We start from the raw sequence: 20,085 nt of genomic DNA on the forward strand, positions 1-20,085 counted from the left end.
CAGTGTCAGCCGCGCTGCGTTTCCCGGCCGTAGCGCAGGTAGAGAAAGTCGTCGTTGATCAGAGCATGCTCGAGTGAAAGTGTGCGCGGCGCTTGCACTGTCGGGCCAGACGATGCGGGTAGTGTTTGCGGACCGGCCAATCGCGGGGCGAGGGTCAAGCACATCTCGTCCACCAGATCGTGTGTGACGAGATCGTGGAGGAGGGTGGGGCCGCCCTCGCACAGGATGCGGCCGAACCCGCGGTCCCGCAGAGCGGCCATGAGGGCAGGCATCTCGACGCTGTCGTCACCCGCCACGACGATGTCCGCCGACTCCCCGAGTGCTGCCCCGCGCGTTTCTGCCACCCGCCGGGTGGTGACGACGATCGGCCTGACACGACCGGCGAACAATGGCGAATCCGGCGGAACGTTGCCCGTTCGTGTGACGACAGCAATCGGCGGTGGTGCGTCGAGTCCCCACCGTTCGAGTCGATACCGAGCCTGTTCTTCCGTCAGCTGCACCGGTCCGTACGTTTCGGCGCGGACGGTGCCGGCCCCGACGAGCACTACGTCGGCATACGCACGCATCGCACGCAGGAGTTGGTGATCCACCTGGTCGGACAGGGGCCGGACGCGTCCGCCGAACGCCGCCGCACCGTCCAGGCTGGCAACCATGTTCACCCGTACCCCGTCCGGCGGGTCACGGTAGAACTCCTCCGCCGGCACCTCGTCGGAACCGCTGCTCAGCTTGCGCATCTGCGGCATCACGCCTCGTGCCCGGGTTCGAGGTCGCGCACGTCCGAGAAAGTGACCAACTGCCCGAGGTCGTCCGGGGCGGATCCGGTCTCCGGTGCGAGGAGGAACGCGACGTGGTCACCCAGCTCGAGTCGTTCGAGGATTCGGCCGCTGAACCACGCCGGTGAATTGTCCAGGATCGGCAGCCCGTGGGGGCCGGGATGCCAGTCGCACCGGGCGAACTTGTCGATCTCGTCCCCGGTCTGGGCGCCGAAGAGCGTCGCGAGCGCGACGTGGTCACGGGTCAGGAGGTGCACCGCCAGACGCTCCGCGCGCGACGCCACCGAAAAGGTGTGATTCTTGTTGGACAGTCCGACCAGGAAGCGCGGGGGGGTTGATGCTGACCTGCGACGCGAACCCGACGAGGCACCCCGACATCTCGTCTTCCGACCGTGTGGTCACCACGAACATCGGATAGTTCAGGAGCGCGACGACGTCCTCGAAAGCCTGACCGGCATCCCGATCAGTTGCGTCGATGTCCCCGGTGCGATCGGCCATGGGTCCTTCCTAACAGATTCCGGCCTGGAAGCGTCCGACGTGGTACTTCGCGTCCGACGCTTACTCGAAGGCGGTAGCCGCACCGCAGCGCCTAGACTGGGCAGGATCGCACTCGCGACAGCCACCGAAAGGCCCGACATTACTCAATCCTCCGCTCCGCATGACGTCTACTTCGTACCCCCGGAGCAGGAGACCGCGGACGCCGTTGCCCATGCCTCCGCCGCCGCGGCGTCGAGATTGCGCGACCGCGCCGACGTGGTCCGGTTCAAGGGCCGCTTCGCGCTGCCGATCACGCACACCACGCCGCACGAGGCGATGGTCGAGGACCTGTTGTTCGTCCGCGACGTCCTGGACGGCGCCGGGATCGAGTATCTGCTGGTGCGGGGCAATGACGAACGCCCGGTCATCGCGGTCAACTGGGCGCAGCGGAAGGCGTTGCGTGCGGCCCTGGTCGCCGCGTGTGAGGATCGTCCGTTCTACTCCAAGACCGTCGACGCCAAGGGTCCCGCGGTCCTGGTCTCCGACGGCAGCCTGTCCGCGACGTCGAAGGCCCGCATCTTCCGGCTGTTCCGTCCGCGCGTGCACCTGGCGAGCGGCCTGAGTTACGGGGCGTCGACGGGGGTGCAGATCGAGTTGTGGTCGATCAGCGACGACGAGATCGTGCTGCCGATGGAGAACTCCCTGACCCGGCGGGTGGTGCGCTCGGAGGAGGCGGTCCGCGGCACCGTCGAGCGGTTCGGTCGGGTGTGGCCCACCATCGAGAACATGTTCGCCGACCATGCGTCGGACATCAATTTCGACGTCGACCTGGTGTTCTCCTGGGTCGACGGGTCGTCGGCGGAGTTCCAGGCGCAGCGCGCCAAGCGGATGCAGAGCTACGTGGTCGGCGAGGGTGACGATTCGGCCGCCCGGTTCCGGCAGATCGACGAGCTCAAGTACGCGCTGCGCTCCGTGCACATGTACGCGCCGTGGATCCGCCGCATCTTCGTCGCCACCGACTCCGACCGTCCCGCGTGGCTCGCCGACGACCCGCGGGTCACGTTCATGCCGAGCGAGGAGTTCTTCGCCGACCCGTCGGTGCTGCCCACCCACAACTCGCAGGCCGTCGAGAGCCAACTGCACCACATTCCCGGTCTCGCCGAGCATTTTCTGTATTCCAACGACGACATGTTCTTCGGCCGTTCGGTGGGTCCGCAGATGTTCTTCTCCCCCGGCGGCATCACGATGTTCATCGAGGCGACCACCCGAATCGGGTTGGGCCATAACGACGACGAGCGCAGCGGTTTCGAGAACGCGGCCCGTGTGAATCGCCGGTTGCTGCAGGACCGCTTCGGTCTGATGACCACCCGGCACCTCGAACATGCCGCCACCCCGCTCCGCAAGAGCGTGATGGAGGAGATGGAGAAGGAGTTCCCCGACGAGTTCGCTGCCACGGCCGCAAGCACTTTCCGCGCCAGCTCCAACATTTCGGTGACGAACTCGCTGTATCACTACTACGCGCTGATGAGTGGTCGCGCGGTGGTGCAGACGGCGGCGCGGGTGAAGTACGTCGACACGACGATGAAGTCGGGGCTCCGCGACATGGACTCGTTGCTCGCGAAGCGGTCGATGGACTTCTTCTGTCTCAACGACGGCAGCGCGCCGGAGATCGACCTGGAGTTGCGGACCAGGAAGGTGACGCAGTTCCTGGAGAACTACTTCCCGATCCCGGCGCCGTGGGAGACCGGCGTCTGATCAGACGGCGGGAAACGCGTCTTCGGGGCGCTCGCCCTCGTCGTAGACCGTTGAGGGAGGACCGATGAGGAGCGGGTCGGGGGTGCCGACCACCCGCGGGTCCTTACCGGTGTAGTCGAACTTGTGGAGCACCCAGCGGATCGCCTCGATCCGGGCACGCTTCTTGTCGTTCGATTTCACGACCGTCCACGGCGCCTGCGGGGTGTCGGTGTAGAACAGCATCGCCTCTTTGGCCTCGGTGTAGGCGTCCCACTTGTCGAGGCTCGCGAGGTCGGTGGGGGACAGCTTCCACTGCTTGACGGGGTCGGTGCTGCGGGAGACGAACCGGGCGTGCTGCTCCTCGCGGCCCACCGAGAACCAGAACTTGACGATGTGGATGCCCGACTGCACGAGCATCCGCTCGAACTCCGGCGCAGACCGGGTGAACTCCAGGTACTCGTTGGGGGTGCAGTAGCCCATGACGCGTTCGACGCCGGCCCGGTTGTACCAGGAGCGGTCCATCATCACGATCTCCCCGCCCGCGGGCAGGTGCTGGACGTACCGCTGGAAGTACCACTGGGTGCGTTCGCGTTCGGTGGGCTTCTCCAGCGCCACCACCCGAGCGCCACGAGGGTTGAGGTGTTCGGTGAACCGCTTGATCGCGCCACCCTTGCCGGCCGCGTCCCGGCCTTCGAAGATGATGACGACCTTCTCGCCGTTCTCCTTCACCCACGCCTGGAACTTCAGCAGCTCGATCTGCAGTTTGCGCTTGCGGTTCTCGTACTGCCGCCGGGTCATCTTCTCGTCGTACGGGTACCCGTGGCGCCACGGCGCGTCCGTGTCGTCGATGGCGTGTTTCCGCTTGGACTTGCGCAGCAACTCCCCGATCTCGTCTATCTCCGGTGTCACGTCGATCTGACCGGCACGCGCGAGTTCGAAGGCGTCGGGATCGTGCAATTCATCCACACAGCAAGGCTACCGCCAGAAGGCCGCGCCGTCCGGGCTCGTGAGATCGTGGACCCATGAGCATCGACCACATCGTTTCCGCGCTCGACTCGACGGTCGCGGCCGAGCTCCGGACCGCCCTGGACGGGTCGCCGATCGTCACCCTCGACGGAATGGTGCTGTCCGACCCCGCGCGTGACGCGGTGCTCGACCTGCTCACCCTGCTCGCGGACGGGCAGAGTGTGGCGCTCGGTGCGGTCGCGGACCTGCTCACCACGTCGCAGGCCGCGGAGATCCTCGGCGTCTCCGACACCTATGTGCGCCGGCTCGCCGACTCCGGCGCGCTGCCCATCGAGATGCGCGGCACCCACCGCCGGTTCCGGCTCTCCGACGTCATGGCGTACCGGGAGAAGTTCCCGCGCAGGGGCTGACTACACCCGCACCCGCATGACGGCCTGCTCCCCGGTGTCCGGGATCCGCACACCCTCGGCCGCGAGCCGCTGCTCGGTCTCCTCGGCGGTGACGTATTCGCCGACGGTGTCGTAGCTGCCCATCGGGACCACCGAATGCACGATCGTCTCCGGGTACACGTGCACCAGGTTGTAGCCCTGGGCGCCGTCCCGTCCGCGCAGAGCCCCGGCCGGGACGTTGAGGTCCTGGGTGTAGCAGGTCGCCGACGCGACCGAGACGGGGATGCCCGCGAACGTCGCCGTCGTCGAGTAGTGCAGATGTCCCGCGAGGATCGACCGGACGTCGCTGCCGCGGAGAACGTCGGCGAGACGCGGCTGGTCACGCAGTTCCACCAGCACCGCCAGGTCGAGCACGCACGGCACCGGCGGATGATGCAGCGCCAGGATGGTCCCGTGCGGCGCCGGAACCGCGAGCTGCTGTGCCAGCCAGATCAATTGGCTCTCGGAGATCTCCCCGTGGTGATGTCCGGGCACGGTCGTGTCGAGGGTGACGATGCGCAGTCCGTCGACGTCGTAGACGTGATCGATCGGCTCGTACGACGGTTCCTGCCCGAGCAGTTCCGTCCGGAAGTGGCCGCGGTCGTCGTGGTTGCCCATCGCCCAGATCACCTGCGCACCGAGCGACGCCGCCACCGGTTCGACGATCGCCCGCAGCTTCTCGTAGGCGCCCGGCTGACCGCGGTCGGTGAGGTCGCCGGTGAACACCAGGGCGTCCGGGCGGGCGTGCGACGACTCGATCTCGGTGAAGATCTGCCGCAGGGTGGCCTCGCTGTCGACGGCCCCGTACAGCAGGTCGTCGTCGACGAGATGGGTGTCGCTGAGGTGCAGCACGAAATGTGACGGTCGCGGATACTCGGCCGTCCGTATGTCGGCTGCCTCTGTGCCGCTCATCGGTCTCTCGCTTCCGCTCGCCCCGACGGGGGCAGGTGCCCGGGTGGACGCCACTGTTTGTCCACCCTAGCCAAGCGCACTCCGGTCACCTCCCGGGGCACGCGCGGTGGCCGGACGGTGAACGGTGGGGCACGACGTCAGTTTCGTGCGTGGTGCGGTGTGCGCGCCTCCGGGCCGGCGGGCGGGATCATCGCGGCGAGGTTGGCCTGCGCCTCGAACCGGGCGCGCTCGTCGCCGTCGTCCACCGCTGCCGCGTCCTTGGCCGCGGTGAGGAACGGGCGGACAAGGTCGAGGGGCATCGGGAAGACGACGGTGGAGTTGTTCTCACCGCCCATGGCGCTGAGGGTCTGCAGGTAGCGCAGCTGCAGGGTGGTGGGGTTGCGGCTGATGACGTCGGCGGCCTCGACGAGTTTCGCGGAGGCCTGGAACTCGGCTTCGGCGTTGATGATCTTGGCGCGGCGCTCGCGTTCCGCCTCGGCCTGCCGGGCGATGGCCCGTTGCATGTTGGCGGGGATCTCGACGTCCTTGATCTCGACGGTGGTGACCTTCACACCCCACGGTTCGGTCTGCTGATCGATGACCTTCTGCAGGTCTTCGTTGAGGCGTTCCCGCTCGCCCAGCAGCGCGTCGAGGTCGGCCTTGCCGAGGATCGAGCGCAGCGTCGTCTGGGCGATCTGCAGGGTGGCGGCCAGGAAGTCCTCGACCTCGACGATCGCCCGGTCGGCGTCGACCACCCGGAAGTAGGCGACGGCGGTGACCTTGGCGGGCACGTTGTCGTGGGTGATCACTTCCTGAACGGGGATCTTCAGGGTCACGGTCCGCAGGCTGACCCGTTCCATCCGGTCGATCGCCGGGATCAGCAGGACGAGTCCCGGGCCCTTCAGGTCGACGAGCCGACCCAGCCGGAACACGACGGCCCGCTCGTACTCGCGCAGTACCCGGATCGAGCTGCTCGCGACGACGGCGAGGAGGGTGATGACGACGCACAGGATGACGATGATGGTGGTCATAACGGCAGCTCCCAGGGTTCGCGGCGGCGCACGGTGAGGGTGAGTCCGCGGATCTGCTCGACGATGACGGAATCGCCCGCGGTCGGTGTCTCGTCGTCCCCGAACAGTGTTTGCGCTTTCCACAGGCTTCCGGCGGCCTCGACCTGACCTTGCCGTCCCTTCCAGTTGCGGACGGTGGCGTCGGATCCGATGAGGGATTGCATTCCGGTGCGCACGGGCGCGTGCCCGGCGGCGAGCGCCTTCCGGCCGCCCACCACCGCGAGACCCACACCGACCACCGCGACTCCGGCGGCCGCCGGGATGGCGATCATCTGTGCGGTGTCGCTGGACGTGAACAGCAGCCACACCCCGGCCCCGACGAACAGTGCCCCGAGCCCGCCGAGCACACCCGCCGTCGGTGCGTGTGCCTCGACGACGATCAACAGCACACCCAGCACCAGCGCCAGCACGCCCAACGCGGTCATCTCGCATCACCCACGATCACGCTTTGCGAGGACCCGGTCGCATCGCATAGCCTCTTCGCGATCGAGCCCTCAGTTCAACGGTAAGCGCAGGTCGACGGCAATGCCACCGGCAATTTCCGGCGGGGGTTCAACGAATGACCAACCTTGTTGACGTCCTCTCGGCCGTGAACGACCGAGATTCCCCTCGAGACTCACGTCCCGAGGTTCCTGTTTCACCGACAGTCGCCTCCCCGCACGTTAGGTGCGAGGTGGTCTCACACCATCTCCGCAGGCTGCCACCGCCAGTCCGACGGCCAAAATATTCCTCGCCGCATTCACATCCCGATCATGGACGACGCCGCATCGGCACGTCCACACCCGCACGTTCAGCGGCATCGTCGACGTGACCTCCCCGCACACCGAGCAGGTCTTCGACGACGGATAGAACCGGTCGATCACCACCACCCGCCGCCCGTACCAGTCGGCCTTGTACTCGAGCATCGACCGGAACTCGGACCAACCCGCATCCGAGATCGCCCGAGACAACGACCGATTCTTAACCATGTTCCGCACACTCAGATCCTCGATGGCGATCACTTGATTTTCGCGCACCAGCCGAGTGGAGAGTGTGTGCAGATAATCGCGACGCCGATCGGCGATCCGGCCATGAATCTTCGCGACTTTCAGTCGGGCCTTGGCCCGGTTCCGGGACCCCTTCTCCTTCTTGGCCAGCACCCGCTGCGCCTTCGCTAGCCGCGCACGGTCCCTGCCCTCGTGGCGCGGGTTGGTGATCTTCTCCCCCGTCGAGAGCGTGTAGAGGCTGGTGATCCCGGCGTCGAGCCCGACCACCCGATCCGTCGACGGGGGCTCGGTGATCGTGTCCTCGACGAGGATCGAAATGTGGAACTGACCGCGAGCATTGCGCGACACCGTCACCTGCGACGGCACGGCCCCCTCCGGCAGTGGCCTCGACCACCGGATATCCAGCGGTTCGGACTGCTTGGCCAACCGGATCCGCCCGCCGCGGTAGCTGAAGCAGTTCGAGTAGTAGGTCGCCGAATCCTTCGACTGACCCTTCTTCTTGAACTGCGGGTAGCGGGACTGCTTGCGCCAGAACCGGTCGAACGCCCCCTGCAACTGCCGCAGCGCCTCCTGCAACGGCCCCTTCGACGGCTCCGACAACCACTCGGTCTCGGTGTCCCGCTTCCATCCGGTGAGCATCTTCGAGGTGTCCGCGTAGGTCACCCGTCGCTGCTCCTGCGACCAGGCACGCGAGCGCTCGGCCAACGCCCGGTTGTAGACATACCGGGTGCACCCGAACGTCCGAGCAAGCTGTTCCGCCTGCACTGCAGTCGGATAGAAGCGGTACTTGAACGCCCGCTTCACCACCCTCCCCGCCATAACCCAGACACTAGCCACACCGTCCGACAAACCCAGATCAATTATCCCGGACCTGAAGGACCTGGTTTGCGCCGAAAGACTCACGGATCACGGAGATCCCGGCGACGCCCCGACCGTGCCGCCGCCGTTGGAGGAGGTCGCCAATCCGGCCCGCCCGTCCGCTGCCGAGGAGGCCCGGACAGTCGCGGCCACCACGGACGTAGGCACCCTCGCCAGCCTGACCAGGGACGGCGACCCGTGGGCGTCGTTCGTCACCTACGGTCTGCTCGACGGCTCCCCCGTGCTGTGTGTGTCGCAGATGGCCGAGCACGGCCGCAACCTCGCACACGACCCACGCGCCAGCATCGCGATCGTCGCGCCGAACCCGCCCGCCGATCCGCTGGCCAGCACCCGCATCACCCTCGCCGGGTACGTCTACCGCCCGGAAGGCGACGAACTCGCCGCCGCCCGCGAGGCGCACCAGGCGGCCATCCCGGCAGCGCACATCTACATCGACTTCAGCGACTTCTCGCTCTGGGTACTGCGCGTGCTGCGGGTGCAGCGCATCCGGCGGCTACGGGCGAATGGACTCCGCGACCGCCGAGTCCTACGCCCCCGCCACCGCGGATCCGGTCACCCCGTCCGCCGGCCGGGCGATCGAATCACGGTAAGCGCAGGTGGGCGGCAATGCCACCGGCAATTCGCGGCGGCGTACCGTTCAACGAATGACCAACACAGATCACGGAGATCCCGGTGACGCCCCGACCGTGCCGCCGCCGCTGGAGGAGGTCGCCAACCCGGCCCGCCCGTCCGCTGCCGAGGAGGCCCGGACGGTCGCGGCCACGACGAACGTTGGCACCCTCGCTAGCCTGACCAGGGACGGCGACCCGTGGGCGTCGTTCGTCACCTACGGTCTGCTCGACGGCTCGCCCGTGCTGTGTGTATCGCAGATGGCGGAGCACGGCCGCAACCTCGCACACGATCCCCGCGCCAGCATCGCGATCGTCGCGCCGAACCCGCCCGCCGATCCGCTGGCCAGCACCCGCATCACGCTCGCCGGGTACGTCTACCGCCCGGAAGGCGACGAGCTCGCCGCCGCGCGGGAGGCGCACCTCGCGGCCGTCCCGGCGGCGCACGTCTACATCGACTTCAGCGACTTCTCCCTCTGGGTGCTGCGGGTACAGCGTGTGCGGTGGGTCGGCGGCTACGGGCGAATGGACTCGGCGAGCGAAGAGTCCTACGCCGCCGCGACAGCAGACCCCGTCACCCCGCATGCCGGCCAGGCCATCGAGCACCTCAACGCAGACCACTCCGACGCCCTCCGCGCGATGGCCCAGGCGCTCGGCGGCTTCCCCGACGCGAAGACGGTCACCTGTGAGGGCGCCGACCGCTATGGACTGGACCTGCGCGTCACCACCCCCCGCGGCGTGGCCGTGACCCGCGTCGGCTACGCAGAGCCACTCGACTCGATCGACCAGTTGCGTGCGGCGACAGTCGCTTTGACAGATCAGGCCCGGGCACTCACCGGTCGGTGAGCACGTGACGCCTGGGGTGTCTCCCTCCCCGACCGACCCGCCCGGATGAGAGCGGCGAGCTTCGTGCTCGCCGCTCTCGCGCACTACGCGACTGAGTGACCATGTATGCCTCGAGGCAACCTCCGGTCGCAGCCGCTCGCCTCGGCATCCGCCCGGCTTCGCCCTTCCACGTCCGACGCAATTGCAGCCGGTTCAGGGTACGAATCGGTGATTACCGGTGCCGCATCCGACGTGCGTGTAGGAAACGCTGCGGCAGTGGTGTTGTCACGAGGGCAGCTACCGCAATGGGAGTCCGTTCTTGTCCTTCGGTTCGCCTGCGAGGAGGACGATGCCGTCGATGACGGGCCAGATCCACGCGACGAAGAGCCACATTCCCAGGCTGACGACCGTGAGCACGATGTTCACGATCAGCATCGCGAACCCCAGCCCCGTGTGGCCGGCGTAGAAGCGCCCGGCACCGAAGTACCCGAAGAAGATACTGAGCAGCCCGGCAGCAAGCTTCGTCTTGTGCGAGTACGGCAATCCCGTCACGGGGTGGTAGCCGTACGCCGTCGGCTGGTGCAAAGCCCACCCCGGCCCGAAGTTCTGACCTGGATGCGCCAAGGGCTGCTGCCCATACGGCTGCTGCGCACCATACGGCTGTTGAAATTGGTCGCCGTACGGGCGCTGAGGCTGAGTCATGGAGGGCTGTCCTTCGCCGATGTGGATGCGGATTCGAGCGTGGGGCAGGCAAACGGGCTGAGCCAGCAGTACCGACATCTCCCACTGCGACCGAACTCATCGCAATATGTTCACCGCACATTTGATAACACCGATACCGCGGCCGCGGTATCGGTTGTCTGACCGTATCTCGTGAGCACATGAACCGATCTCGTCGGATTCGACCGACGCCAAGACTCTCCGACCGCTGACGTAACGTGGCGCGAGTGACACCACTCGACCCCGTCGACGTCGCCGGTCGCGTAGTACAGCTCCTCGAGTCCGGGCGTCGTGAATCGACCTACAAGTTGGCGACGTTGCTCGCGCTGGTCGATATTTGCGTCGAGAACACGGCCGCCTCGGACGGCAGTCTCACGGTGCCTGTCAACGAGATCACTCATCGAATCGTGGCGTACTACTGGCCTCAGGTTCGCGTCTTCAACCATCGTGGCCGACTGTCTCAGAACAAGAGCGGCCGATCGATACCGGACCGGATCGCCGACGTTCGCGTCCAGCTTGCTGCCGAGAATTTGAGTACCGCCGAGGCCGCACGCGAAGCGGAGCACCCAGACTACGTCCGACTCATCCGGTCACTGCGACCTACCGTCGCGCAACAGCCGCTCACGCATCTTCAAACGGTCCCCCACGTGCGCGATCGTGACATTCGTGACGACTTCCTCTTCGACGCATCGGGTTTCCACAAGAAGATGACGGTGGGCGACGTCGACCGCATCGGCACGATCACCCTGCGGCCCGGCATACCGGAGGGCCTGCGTCGCACCTCCGCGCTACTTCGTGGCTTTATCCGGACCGCGTGGACCCACGACGTCGTCGCCTTCAACCGCGCTGAGCTCGACGCGGAAGACCTGGACGGCTTCCTGTTCGGCACGGATCGCACTGCGTTGCGGTCCCTGGTGGAACCCTTGCGTGACCTCCAGGACGACCTCTGCTTCTACTGCGGCGGGCGGATGGCCGGCGATGTCCATATCGACCACGTGGTGGCGTGGTCGATGATCCCGATCGACGGTGTCGCCAACCTGGTCGCGGCCGACAGCCGATGCAACCTTGACAAGTCGGCGAGCATCCCGGTTCGCGCCCATGTCGACCGAGCGCTCGAGCGACCACACCTCACCGAGATTGCACGCATTACGCGGCTTCCGCTGCTGTATCGACGGACCTCATCCGCGGCCGACGGCGTGTTCGCATCCTTGCCCGTCGGCGCACTTCTCTGGCGCGGGGTACGCGACTACGAGCCGCACACGGCCTGAGTCACTCCCGTCGGAACAACTGCAGCCATCGTGGAGGCGGATGCGGCGGCGCATTAGATCGGCCACCCGCGTCGGCGACCGCCCTGAAGACCAACAGACGATCACGACCCGGGTGCAAGGTTCCGCCGGTGCTGTCGATCCGGTAGCAGCTGCTCGACACCCCACACGGGCGCCGGGTCGGCGACGACGTCGCTGGTGTGGCTGTGGTGTCATTCCTCGACCCTGCAGAGTACTCATCCTTTCGGGTCCTACGGCGGTCGTGCATCTTGTCGACAACTAAGGTCGCTTAGCGATTGGGGCACATTGACTGTCGGTGCATCAGATCGGTACGACGGGGGGTGAACCCATGAGAACGACCACTGCACGAGCTGCCTCGCAGCGCCCACACGAATGTCCGCTGCCGATGTGCACTAGTCGATCGGTGCTCCCCAGATTTCGGGGTTTCACATCTCGCGGGGATCGCTTGGAGAGGTAAGCCCCGACAGATCCGCCTTTCGTGCCCGGTCGAGCTCAACCGATGAGCGTGATAAGAATTCGACATGGGAATCGACGATCTCCAGTCACTGGTATCGAACTTCTCCGAGCGCCGAGACTGGTCTCAATTCCATACCCCGAAGAACCTTGTGATGGCGCTCAGCGGCGAAGTCGGCGAGCTCACCGAGATCTTTCAGTGGCTGACTCCCGAGCAAAGCGGAGCAGTCGGTCAGGATGCGAAGACGCGTGCGCATGTCGAGGAAGAGGTCGCCGATGTCTTCATCTACCTGCTGCGGCTGGCTGAGGTCCTGGACATCGACCTCGCCGAAGTCGTGAGGAGGAAGGTCGAGCTGAACGACAAGAAGTACCCGGAAGAGGAGTCGCGGGGCAGGGCGACGAAGTACACAGAACTGGGGGAAAGCTGATGTCGCTCGTCGCGCTGCACCCCGCTGGCAGCGAGGAATCGCAGAGGCACTAGCAAGACGCGGTCGCGACTCGGTGTCACGCGCCGATTGTGTCCGGGTCGCGGCACCGATCACCGGCCGACTGACAGTAGCCAACAAGGTCGGTGATGCGGGCGCGGGCGATGGTGCCGCCGAACTGGTCACAGCCAAACGTCCCCCTAGACAGCCGACCCGGCGTCGGTAGCCGCCTGAAGTACCGGTCTTATCACACCTGACCACAGCATGTGTGCCCATGGCGACCCGTATCCGAGAACCGAGAATGACCACTTTCGTCCGAACGTGGCGTGCTGGCAAACAATTGGTGGAAGCTGCCACGGCTTGGACTTCGCGGGCCATTCGGCTGACACGGCACACCGCTGCACGAGCAGAGTATGCAACTCGGCTAATCTGTGTGTTGCGGCCCGACGGACTTCCGCTGTGATTCACAGCCACGGACATGCCCCCACCCGCACGAGTTGATTCGTGCTGCCCGGGGGACCCCACTGTGACCTTGCTTCGTACCTCTGCCGACAGAATCGTCGGCATGGCTCATCCCGAGTCCTTGGCTGAACAGCTTCTTGAACAGATGCTGTTTCGGACCGGTCGCCGGGCGAGCGACGCAGAGCAGAAGTCCTGGAGTCGCAGCCTCCCAGTTCTGGCCCGCGACTTAAGCGATGCAGGGCTAGGCAGCGTGGAGATGCTCGTCGAATACCACCTCCCACTGACTTCGCAACGGGCCGATGTCGTGCTCGCCGGCACTCATCCGAAAACGGGTGAGCCGTCGTATGTGGTCGTCGAACTTAAACAGTGGTCAGCGGCACATCGCTACGAAGACAGCGTGGAACTCGTCGACGTCCCAGGCATGCCAGGCGGGCCGAAGCTGCACCCCGTTGCTCAGGTGAAGGGCTACTGCGACTATCTCTCCGACTTCGCAAAAGCACTCGCCAATCAGCCCGACGCGCTCGCGGGGATCGCATACCTTCACAACGCCACCGACCCCGGCGCAGTCGCTGATCTGCGAGCCTTCCCTGTAAGCACGACCGCACGACTGTATACAGCCGCAGACCGGGGCGACATGGTCGAATTCCTCAAGACACGTTTGTCCGCCACGACAGGCCACACCGCAGGCGACACCCTAATTCGCTCCGCGGTCGCTCCATCGCAGCAGCTCCTCAAGGTTGCGGCCGCTGAAGTCCGCGACCGACCACAGTTCCATCTACTGGGCGAACAACAGCTCGCCGTCGACCTGGTCTTGCATTCCGTCGAGCAGGCGCGCGCCAGCGATGGCAAACGCATCATCATCGTCACAGGCGGGCCAGGCAGCGGCAAGAGTGTGATCGCGCTGTCTCTCGTCGGCGAGCTCGCTCGACGTGGCCGGACGGTCCTGCATGCAACCGGGTCCCGATCATTCACGCAGACGCTCCGGAAGGTGGCTGGCGCGCGTGCCCCGCGAGTGCAGAAGATGTTCAAGTACTTCAACCAGTTTATGACGGCAGACCGCAATGGGCTCGACGTGGTCGTACTCGACGAGGCCCACCGTATCCGCGAAACGTCCGTTGACCGGTACACCAAGGCAGAGCTGCGAACCGACCGGCCTCAGATCGACGAGCTGATCGCCGCCGCGCGCGTGCCGGTGTTTCTCCTGGACGAACATCAGGTGGTTCGCCCAGGAGAAATGGGCTCGCTGGAGCAGATCCAGCGTCACGCCGATACCCTCGGTCTTACGACGCAGCACGTACACCTCGGCGAACAGTTTCGTTGCGGTGGCAGTGAAGAGTACGTGCTTTGGGTCAAGCGCCTTCTTGGGCTAGTCGAGGGAGGTCCGTGCGCGTGGAGGGGTGATCCGCAGTTCGCGGTTCGCGTTGCCAATACACCACTAGAACTAGAGCATCTCCTCTCACAGCAGCAAGAGCGCGGCTACACCGCCCGAATGACAGCCGGCTATTGCTGGCCGTGGAGCGACGCAAACAAGGATGGCTCGCTACCCGCCGATGTCCAGATCGGTGACTGGTCACGGCCGTGGAACAGTAAGAGCGACAGACGCCTCGGTGATGCACCACCAGCACCATTGTGGGCCACCGAGGAGGGTGGTTTTGATCAGGTCGGGTGCGTCTACACCGCCCAGGGATTCGAGTACGACTGGAATGGAGTCATTCTTGGGCCCGATCTCGTGTGGCGCGACTGCCAGTTCAAAACTGTACGCTCTGCAAATCGGGACCCCGATATGCGAAACTTAAAGAAGGTCAGCGATATCCGATTCAACAAACTGGTTCGCAATATCTATAAGGTGCTACTCACCCGCGGGATGGTGGGCACTGTCATCTACTCGACGGACGAGGAGACACGCAACGCTCTCCACGCACTGGTGAGCGAAAATAGCTGAGCCACAGCACTACCGAAACAAAATACTGTACACACGAGCACGGCCCGACAGGCTTCCGCTTCAGGACATGCCTCCACCCGGTGCGATACGGGATAGGCGCACGAGCGTTGACTGCATGGGTACTTGTCATTTCGAAGGACTACCCAGATCACTGGGACTTCGCACAGAAAGACGGCTTTTGGGATACACGGCCCCGTACCAAGATCGAGCCGGCTGACGACGTCTTCTTCTGGATGGCCGGCACAGGTCTCATCGGATGGGCACGAGCAACCTCGGAAACGTTCGAGTTGAACTCGTCCCATCCGCCTGCGCATTGGCACGATGTGGCCACCGGAGGATATCGGTGGCGCTTCACATTAGAGTCGCAGAGCTCCGCACCGGTGCGACAGCCACGATGGAAGGAGATGGCCGCGGCTACCGGAATCACCGTCCCCGCGAGCAACGGTCGCATCGAGGTGAAAGAGCTTGAAGGACAAGCATACTTACGCGGACTATTTGGGAACGAGCCCGTTATCGATCAGACTTTTCCGGACGGACTCACTGCCTATGCGCCCGGGGACGATCTCCGCAAGCGTGCGCAGAGAGACATCGCAGTACGTCAAGGGCAGGGGCAGTTTCGCAACTCCTTGATCAATTCTTACGACAGCACCTGCGCAGTTACTGGATCAACGGTTCTAGCCGTATTGGAGGCGGCACACATCGACCGCTACTACGGTATGCACACAAATCATGTAACCAACGGCCTATTACTTCGCGCCGATATTCACACGTTGTTCGACCTCCAACGCATGACAATCGATCAGGACTTGCGGATACGGGTCGGACCGGACCTAATTCACACGGAATACGGAAGTCACGAGGGCAAGCCTTTGAGACTGCCCTCGAACCCCAGCCATCATCCGGATCGCGACGCTCTGCGCCGCCATTGGGAGAGCTGCGATTGGGCAAACATTTCGCAAAACCAGTAGCCCCTACGTATCCAGCGTGGCCGTAGAAACGGATTCTGTCTGGATCTCGAACTAGACAGCAACCGATTCGTTTCAATCAGCCCGACGACAACATCGGACGCAGGAGCCTGCATCCGAGCAGTTTGTGTCGCTGATTCAGCGACTACCCCGCTGACCGAAACTTTTCATAGCTTGCCTCAAGTAGTTCCCGATCGGGTCGCTCAGCCCGGACCGGCGGAACTACCATGAGCTTCTGACCGTGCCGTTCCTTCAAGCCGTATTCGAGCATCGGCCCGTCGATCTCGATGAGCAGGTCTTGTCGAATTTCGACCACAAGGTCAGGTCGGATGCCCAGAATATGCGCGTCGAATGCCGCATGGTGAATCTTGCACATCGCTAGCCCATTTCGAACAGAAGCGATGCCCTCATCGTCGGAGTCTGGAACGATGTGCGCCGCGTCCAGAAGTTGACTGTGCCCAAGCGCACAAACCGCGCAACGGGTGTCGTACGCGCGCATCACAGTGGACCGGAAGACGGGCTGATGCAGACGCCGCTTGGTCTCCGCAACGATGTATCGACGAAGATGCTCCTCCACAGGCGATTCCGTCCGGTGCAAATCACGCGCCACTTCCGTTGCGACCACGAATTGATGTTGCTCCGCTTCCTCAGCGACAATGAACACTGGGTAGATCGGCTGAAAGCGGCTCGGACCCACGCCATAAAACCAGATAAGCGGAACCTTCAGCTTCATCGCCGCACGAAGACCCCGGTTGTCCATGTTCTCAGGGTCCTTCCCCGACCACTTGTAGCGGAGGAGTCCATCCACACCGACCGTATCCTCGTACGGTCGTTCTTCACCAGCACGACGATAGGTTGTGCTGATCGACAATGCAGAGGCGAGCTGACGCGGCTTACGTATACCGCGAGTGGGATCCATCAATCGGAACATCTCGCCGTCGATGGAGAAGTCGAGCAGTTCCTGTCTACTGATCGAGTCGAGACCGTCATTGGTGCGGACTGCCAGAAACCTCATCGCCTCGCTACGCAGACGTGTGTCAAAATCCGGTGCCACGTCGGCACCCTGAGAGATATCCGCAATCAACTGTTCCTCCACGTACTCACCCTTCCCGCCGCAACAGACCGACAGTAGCTGGCTGTTAGGACAAGTATCGATCCTGAGTACATGCTGCCAGCGGATCTCGGCGATCGGGCGTCCTTCACGCGAAGGCAAGGAAGGTGGAACCTGCCGGGCCGGAGACCGATCGATCGGGATGGTTCCTGGTGACCAAATGGAGTCATATTAGCGTCGCGGGATGTCCGGACTGACTCCGCTTTCAGCGTTTCTACAACTTAGACGCCGCCCTGCCGCATTCGTTCTCGCGTAATGCCATAGATCTTCCCGGTTCATCGAGGGCGTACGGGTCCGATTCTGTCGGCACGTACCGGAGCCGGATGACCTGGGCGATCGAGTCGGATCGAAGAGAACACCGATCCCGGACTGTCGAGCACAGATTCACGGGAAGTCTGATGGCCATTCCGATACCTCTGCGAACCAACCGAGTAGTAGTTTGGCGATGTGGACACTAGGTGGCAGGACCCCAAAGCTGTCTCGTCGATGCTCGACGATTGGGGGACGTGGGCAATCGTCGGACTCTCCGGCAATCCGGACCGGACGGCGTTCCGGATCGCGGAGCTGTTGCAGCGCCGAGGAAAACGTATCGTCCCGATCCATCCCGACGCCCCGACGGTGCTCGGCGAGCAGGGTTACGCCACTCTCGCAGATGTGCCGTTCCCCATCGACGTCGTCGACGTCTTCCGCCAGTCGGAGGCCGCCGGCGAGTTCGCGGACCAGGCCGTCGAGATCGGTGCGAAGGGTGTCTGGTTCCAATTGGGCGTCATCGACGAGGCCGCCTTCCAGCGAACCACCGCGAGGGGCGTCGCCATGGTGATGGACACCTGCCCGGCGATCGAGTGGGGTGCGCGGGAATCAGCGTGACCATGGTCGGGCTGAAGTCCGACCACGCGACTACCGCTATTCTTGACCGAAATCGTGCAAATCGGACAACGGTCTGACGCGCTCAATCGGAAGGTTCCCACCTGTGGCCATCGACTACACCCGACGCCCGTCCGCTCCTGCCGCAGCGCCGGGCGGAGTCAGTCTGAGCAAAGTAACCCTGTCGAAGGCTGCGCCTTCCGTCAGCCTGACAAAGTCGGGTGAGCGGCAGGGTGCGATGCGGGTCAACCTCAATTGGTCGACGGGGGCGACAACGCAACCGAAGAAGACCGGCTTCTTCGCGAAGCTCGCGGCCGCCGCGGGCGGCACCAACGGCATCGACCTGGACCTCGGCTGCCTCTACGAACTGGCCGACGGGTCGAAGGGTGTGGTCCAGGCACTCGGCAACACCTTCGGATCGCTGCAGGACCCGCCGTTCATCAAACTCGACGCCGACGACCGCACCGGCACCGCGACCGGGGGCGAGAACATGCGTATCAACCTCGACCGACCGGAAATGTTCAAGCGGATCCTCATCTTCGCGATGATCTACGACGGCGCACCCAACTGGGCGGCCGTGGACGGTGTCGTCACCCTCTACCCCACCAGCGGCCCCGAGGTGGAGGTACGACTGGACTCGTCGAACAGCTCCGCTCGCATCTGCGCCATCGCGATGCTGCAGAACACCGGACAGGGCATCACCGTCACCCGCGAGGTGAAGTACATCGAAGGCAGCCAGGCCGACCTCGACAAGACCTACAGCTGGGGCATGAAGTGGGCAGCCGGCCGCAAGTAGTAGAGACGGCGGTCGCGAAACCACATCCGCGACAGTGACGGCGGCGGCGCGGTTTCCGGTATACCCGGTCCCCCCTCCGCCAAGGGAATACTGGGACCGGGCTTTGCACCGAAAGGAACCTCAATGCGCACACAGAATAACCTCTTGCTCCACGCATGATTTCCGTCCCGAGGGCGCAACCGCTGCGGGGTCGGGTCCGCCGCTCGAGCCGCCCGGTACTCCTGCAATTGATTCGAGTACCTGAGCATGGTCGCTTAACTAGTTGGGCTCGCCATCGAGATTGCATCCTTAGTTGTCGACGCCGCTCGATGCGGTGTTGACGATTCCGATCGCGGCAGGGCTTGGTCACATTGCGCGTGCGCTGTCACGCACCAGGGCACTAACGTCAGAACTATGTTCAGTACCGAGATCGAGGTGCGCACCGGCGCTGAGCCGGTGGTGCACGACCTGACCCGTGAGATCGAGAAGTTCCTCGCCTCAGCTGTCAACGGACATTCGTTCCCGCCCACTGACGGACACGAAACCTGCCCATAGGCGGACACGTTTCTGCCCACTGGCGGACATCCGTTTCTGCCCACTGGCGGACACGAAACTGCCCACGGTGTTGTGTTGTGGTCAGGTGAGTGGGTCGACGCCGGTGCCGGCGAGGGCTTGGCTCATCCGGATCGATTTACCGCTGGTCTGACACAGGTGGGCGTGGTGCATGAGCCGATCGACGGTGGCGGTGGCCAGAGTCTTGGGCATCAGCTCGTCGAATCCGGCCGGATGAAGATTCGACGACAGCGCCAGGGCGCGTTTCTCATAGGCGGCGTCGACCAGCCGGTAGAGGCCCTCGGCGGCGTCGGCGGCCACCGGCAACAGGCCGATGTCATCAATGACCACGAGATCGGCGCGCAGCAGCTTGGTCAGGGCACCCGAGACCGAGTCGTCGGCGCGGTGCCGGCGGATCAGCGCGCCGAGGTCTTCGAGGGTGAACCACAACACCTTCCGTCCTCGTTCGACGGCGTGCTGGCCGAGGGCCTCGAGGAAGAATGTCTTCCCGGTTCCCGAGGGTCCGCAGACCACGAGGTTCTCGCGCCGCTCGATCCATTCCAGGGTGCGTAGCGCCTGCTGGGTCGGGGCCGGGATGGACGACAGTTCCGGTTTCCAGGCGTCGAAGGTCTTGCCGGTGGGAAACGCGGCGGCGGCGCGGCGGGTGGCCAGTGCCGAGCGTTCCCGGCCGGCGGCCTCCTCGGTGAGCAGCGCCTTGAGGACCTCGGCGGGTTCCCACCGTTGGGCGCGGGCGGTGGCCAGCACGTCGGGAGCGGCGCGGCGGATGTGCGGCAGCCGCAGCCGGTGCAGCAGGGTTTCCAGGTCGGTCGGCAGCGGCGGCGCCGCCGGTGGTGCGGTGGTCACGAGGGTCTCCTTCGGGTGCCGGTTGAATC

Annotated in this window: 19 protein-coding genes and 2 pseudogenes; 11 read left to right on the plus strand and 10 right to left on the minus strand. The window is 64.7% G+C overall.

The window, feature by feature from the left end; translation table 11 throughout:
- Positions 1 to 5: 5 nt before the first annotated feature.
- Together ACLIVD_RS27220 and ACLIVD_RS27225 are read right to left on the minus strand one after the other, a co-directional pair.
- Positions 6 to 743, minus strand: a complete 738-nt coding sequence (locus ACLIVD_RS27220; protein ID WP_491930936.1) for a pyrimidine reductase family protein — start codon at positions 741 to 743, stop codon at positions 6 to 8.
- Positions 743 to 1,271: pseudogene (locus ACLIVD_RS27225) on the minus strand (flavin reductase family protein). Before ACLIVD_RS27225 ends, ACLIVD_RS27220 begins: the two are co-directional and overlap by 1 nt.
- Positions 1,272 to 1,310: 39 nt before the next feature.
- Here ACLIVD_RS27225 and ACLIVD_RS27230 point away from each other — a divergent pair.
- Entirely contained in the window at positions 1,311 to 3,005 is a 1,695-nt protein-coding gene (locus tag ACLIVD_RS27230) for a stealth family protein (protein WP_193385507.1), read from the plus strand.
- Here ACLIVD_RS27230 and ppk2 read toward each other — a convergent pair whose 3' ends face one another.
- The gene (ppk2, locus tag ACLIVD_RS27235) at positions 3,006 to 3,950 is read right to left on the minus strand and encodes a polyphosphate kinase 2 (RefSeq protein WP_491930937.1); all 945 of its coding nucleotides are present in this window, start codon (positions 3,948 to 3,950) and stop codon (positions 3,006 to 3,008) included. It lies immediately after the preceding gene.
- A 56-nt stretch (positions 3,951 to 4,006) separates the two neighbouring features.
- Here ppk2 and ACLIVD_RS27240 point away from each other — a divergent pair, with 56 nt between their 5' ends.
- Positions 4,007 to 4,360, plus strand: a complete 354-nt coding sequence (locus ACLIVD_RS27240; RefSeq protein ID WP_491930938.1) for a helix-turn-helix domain-containing protein — start codon at positions 4,007 to 4,009, stop codon at positions 4,358 to 4,360.
- Here ACLIVD_RS27240 and ACLIVD_RS27245 read toward each other — a convergent pair whose 3' ends face one another.
- From ACLIVD_RS27245 to ACLIVD_RS27260, 4 genes are all read right to left on the minus strand, one after another.
- Positions 4,361 to 5,290: a phosphodiesterase gene (locus tag ACLIVD_RS27245; RefSeq protein ID WP_164062416.1), complete on the minus strand. Its 930-nt coding sequence runs from the start codon at positions 5,288 to 5,290 to the stop codon at positions 4,361 to 4,363.
- Positions 5,291 to 5,427: 137 nt separating this feature from the next.
- Positions 5,428 to 6,300: a slipin family protein gene (locus ACLIVD_RS27250; RefSeq protein WP_283352732.1), complete on the minus strand. Its 873-nt coding sequence runs from the start codon at positions 6,298 to 6,300 to the stop codon at positions 5,428 to 5,430.
- Positions 6,297 to 6,764 (minus strand): NfeD family protein, encoded by a 468-nt coding sequence (locus ACLIVD_RS27255; protein ID WP_242322779.1) that lies wholly within the window; start codon positions 6,762 to 6,764, stop codon positions 6,297 to 6,299. The genes ACLIVD_RS27250 and ACLIVD_RS27255 overlap by 4 nt, the downstream gene beginning before the upstream one ends.
- A gap of 237 nt (positions 6,765 to 7,001) precedes the next feature.
- On the minus strand, positions 7,002 to 8,129 hold the full coding sequence (locus ACLIVD_RS27260) for an RNA-guided endonuclease InsQ/TnpB family protein (protein WP_491930939.1): 1,128 nt from the start codon (positions 8,127 to 8,129) through the stop codon (positions 7,002 to 7,004).
- A gap of 76 nt (positions 8,130 to 8,205) precedes the next feature.
- Here ACLIVD_RS27260 and ACLIVD_RS27265 point away from each other — a divergent pair.
- Positions 8,206 to 8,785 (plus strand): annotated as a pseudogene (locus ACLIVD_RS27265) (HugZ family pyridoxamine 5'-phosphate oxidase); the annotation flags it as partial.
- Positions 8,786 to 8,848: 63 nt separating this feature from the next.
- Positions 8,849 to 9,658 (plus strand): HugZ family pyridoxamine 5'-phosphate oxidase, encoded by an 810-nt coding sequence (locus tag ACLIVD_RS27270; protein ID WP_283331260.1) that lies wholly within the window; start codon positions 8,849 to 8,851, stop codon positions 9,656 to 9,658.
- Positions 9,659 to 9,934: 276 nt separating this feature from the next.
- Here ACLIVD_RS27270 and ACLIVD_RS27275 read toward each other — a convergent pair whose 3' ends face one another.
- Positions 9,935 to 10,339 carry a TM2 domain-containing protein gene (locus tag ACLIVD_RS27275; RefSeq protein WP_164062411.1) on the minus strand — a complete coding sequence of 135 codons (405 nt, stop codon included), beginning with the start codon at positions 10,337 to 10,339 and terminating at the stop codon, positions 9,935 to 9,937.
- A 245-nt stretch (positions 10,340 to 10,584) separates the two neighbouring features.
- On the opposite strand from ACLIVD_RS27275, the gene ACLIVD_RS27280 reads away from it, so the two are divergent.
- The 4 genes from ACLIVD_RS27280 to ACLIVD_RS27295 all read left to right on the plus strand — a co-directional run bounded on the left by ACLIVD_RS27280 (position 10,585) and on the right by ACLIVD_RS27295 (position 15,893).
- Complete coding sequence (locus ACLIVD_RS27280; RefSeq protein WP_164062410.1) at positions 10,585 to 11,625, plus strand: HNH endonuclease; 1,041 nt, start codon at positions 10,585 to 10,587, stop codon at positions 11,623 to 11,625.
- A gap of 539 nt (positions 11,626 to 12,164) precedes the next feature.
- Positions 12,165 to 12,524: a nucleotide pyrophosphohydrolase gene (locus ACLIVD_RS27285; RefSeq protein WP_164062409.1), complete on the plus strand. Its 360-nt coding sequence runs from the start codon at positions 12,165 to 12,167 to the stop codon at positions 12,522 to 12,524.
- A 523-nt stretch (positions 12,525 to 13,047) separates the two neighbouring features.
- Positions 13,048 to 14,925: a DNA/RNA helicase domain-containing protein gene (locus tag ACLIVD_RS27290; protein ID WP_349307389.1), complete on the plus strand. Its 1,878-nt coding sequence runs from the start codon at positions 13,048 to 13,050 to the stop codon at positions 14,923 to 14,925.
- A gap of 404 nt (positions 14,926 to 15,329) precedes the next feature.
- On the plus strand, positions 15,330 to 15,893 hold the full coding sequence (locus tag ACLIVD_RS27295; protein ID WP_283331257.1) for an HNH endonuclease: 564 nt from the start codon (positions 15,330 to 15,332) through the stop codon (positions 15,891 to 15,893).
- Positions 15,894 to 16,035: 142 nt separating this feature from the next.
- Here ACLIVD_RS27295 and ACLIVD_RS27300 read toward each other — a convergent pair whose 3' ends face one another.
- Entirely contained in the window at positions 16,036 to 16,986 is a 951-nt protein-coding gene (locus ACLIVD_RS27300) for an HNH endonuclease (RefSeq protein WP_255221339.1), read from the minus strand.
- 462 nt (positions 16,987 to 17,448) lie between these two features.
- Between ACLIVD_RS27300 and ACLIVD_RS27305 the strand changes: the two genes are divergently transcribed.
- From ACLIVD_RS27305 to ACLIVD_RS27315, 3 genes are all read left to right on the plus strand, one after another.
- Positions 17,449 to 17,868: a CoA-binding protein gene (locus ACLIVD_RS27305; RefSeq protein ID WP_164062406.1), complete on the plus strand. Its 420-nt coding sequence runs from the start codon at positions 17,449 to 17,451 to the stop codon at positions 17,866 to 17,868.
- Between the two features lie 103 nt (positions 17,869 to 17,971).
- On the plus strand, positions 17,972 to 18,661 hold the full coding sequence (locus tag ACLIVD_RS27310; RefSeq protein WP_491930940.1) for a TerD family protein: 690 nt from the start codon (positions 17,972 to 17,974) through the stop codon (positions 18,659 to 18,661).
- 393 nt (positions 18,662 to 19,054) lie between these two features.
- Positions 19,055 to 19,195, plus strand: coding sequence for a hypothetical protein (locus ACLIVD_RS27315; protein WP_491930941.1), 141 nt, complete (start codon positions 19,055 to 19,057; stop codon positions 19,193 to 19,195).
- 81 nt (positions 19,196 to 19,276) lie between these two features.
- Here ACLIVD_RS27315 and istB read toward each other — a convergent pair whose 3' ends face one another.
- Entirely contained in the window at positions 19,277 to 20,056 is a 780-nt protein-coding gene (gene istB, locus ACLIVD_RS27320; protein WP_005241291.1) for an IS21-like element helper ATPase IstB, read from the minus strand.
- Positions 20,057 to 20,085 lie beyond the last annotated feature (29 nt).

Source organism: Rhodococcus sp. G6(2025), assembly GCF_058628105.1.

Excerpts from the sequence above, each read along its gene's own strand:
- ACLIVD_RS27240 (WP_491930938.1), top strand. The coding sequence starts at position 4,007 with ATGAGCATCGACCACATCGTTTCCGCGCTCGACTCGACGGTCGCGGCC.
- ACLIVD_RS27245 (WP_164062416.1), bottom strand. The coding sequence starts at position 5,290 with ATGAGCGGCACAGAGGCAGCCGACATACGGACGGCCGAGTATCCGCGA.
- ACLIVD_RS27220 (WP_491930936.1), bottom strand. The coding sequence starts at position 743 with ATGCCGCAGATGCGCAAGCTGAGCAGCGGTTCCGACGAGGTGCCGGCG.
- ACLIVD_RS27250 (WP_283352732.1), bottom strand. The coding sequence starts at position 6,300 with ATGACCACCATCATCGTCATCCTGTGCGTCGTCATCACCCTCCTCGCC.
- ACLIVD_RS27270 (WP_283331260.1), top strand. The coding sequence starts at position 8,849 with ATGACCAACACAGATCACGGAGATCCCGGTGACGCCCCGACCGTGCCG.
- ACLIVD_RS27285 (WP_164062409.1), top strand. The coding sequence starts at position 12,165 with ATGGGAATCGACGATCTCCAGTCACTGGTATCGAACTTCTCCGAGCGC.
- ACLIVD_RS27315 (WP_491930941.1), top strand. The coding sequence starts at position 19,055 with ATGTTCAGTACCGAGATCGAGGTGCGCACCGGCGCTGAGCCGGTGGTG.
- ACLIVD_RS27255 (WP_242322779.1), bottom strand. The coding sequence starts at position 6,764 with ATGACCGCGTTGGGCGTGCTGGCGCTGGTGCTGGGTGTGCTGTTGATC.
- ACLIVD_RS27295 (WP_283331257.1), top strand. The coding sequence starts at position 15,330 with ATGGCCGCGGCTACCGGAATCACCGTCCCCGCGAGCAACGGTCGCATC.
- ACLIVD_RS27275 (WP_164062411.1), bottom strand. The coding sequence starts at position 10,339 with ATGACTCAGCCTCAGCGCCCGTACGGCGACCAATTTCAACAGCCGTAT.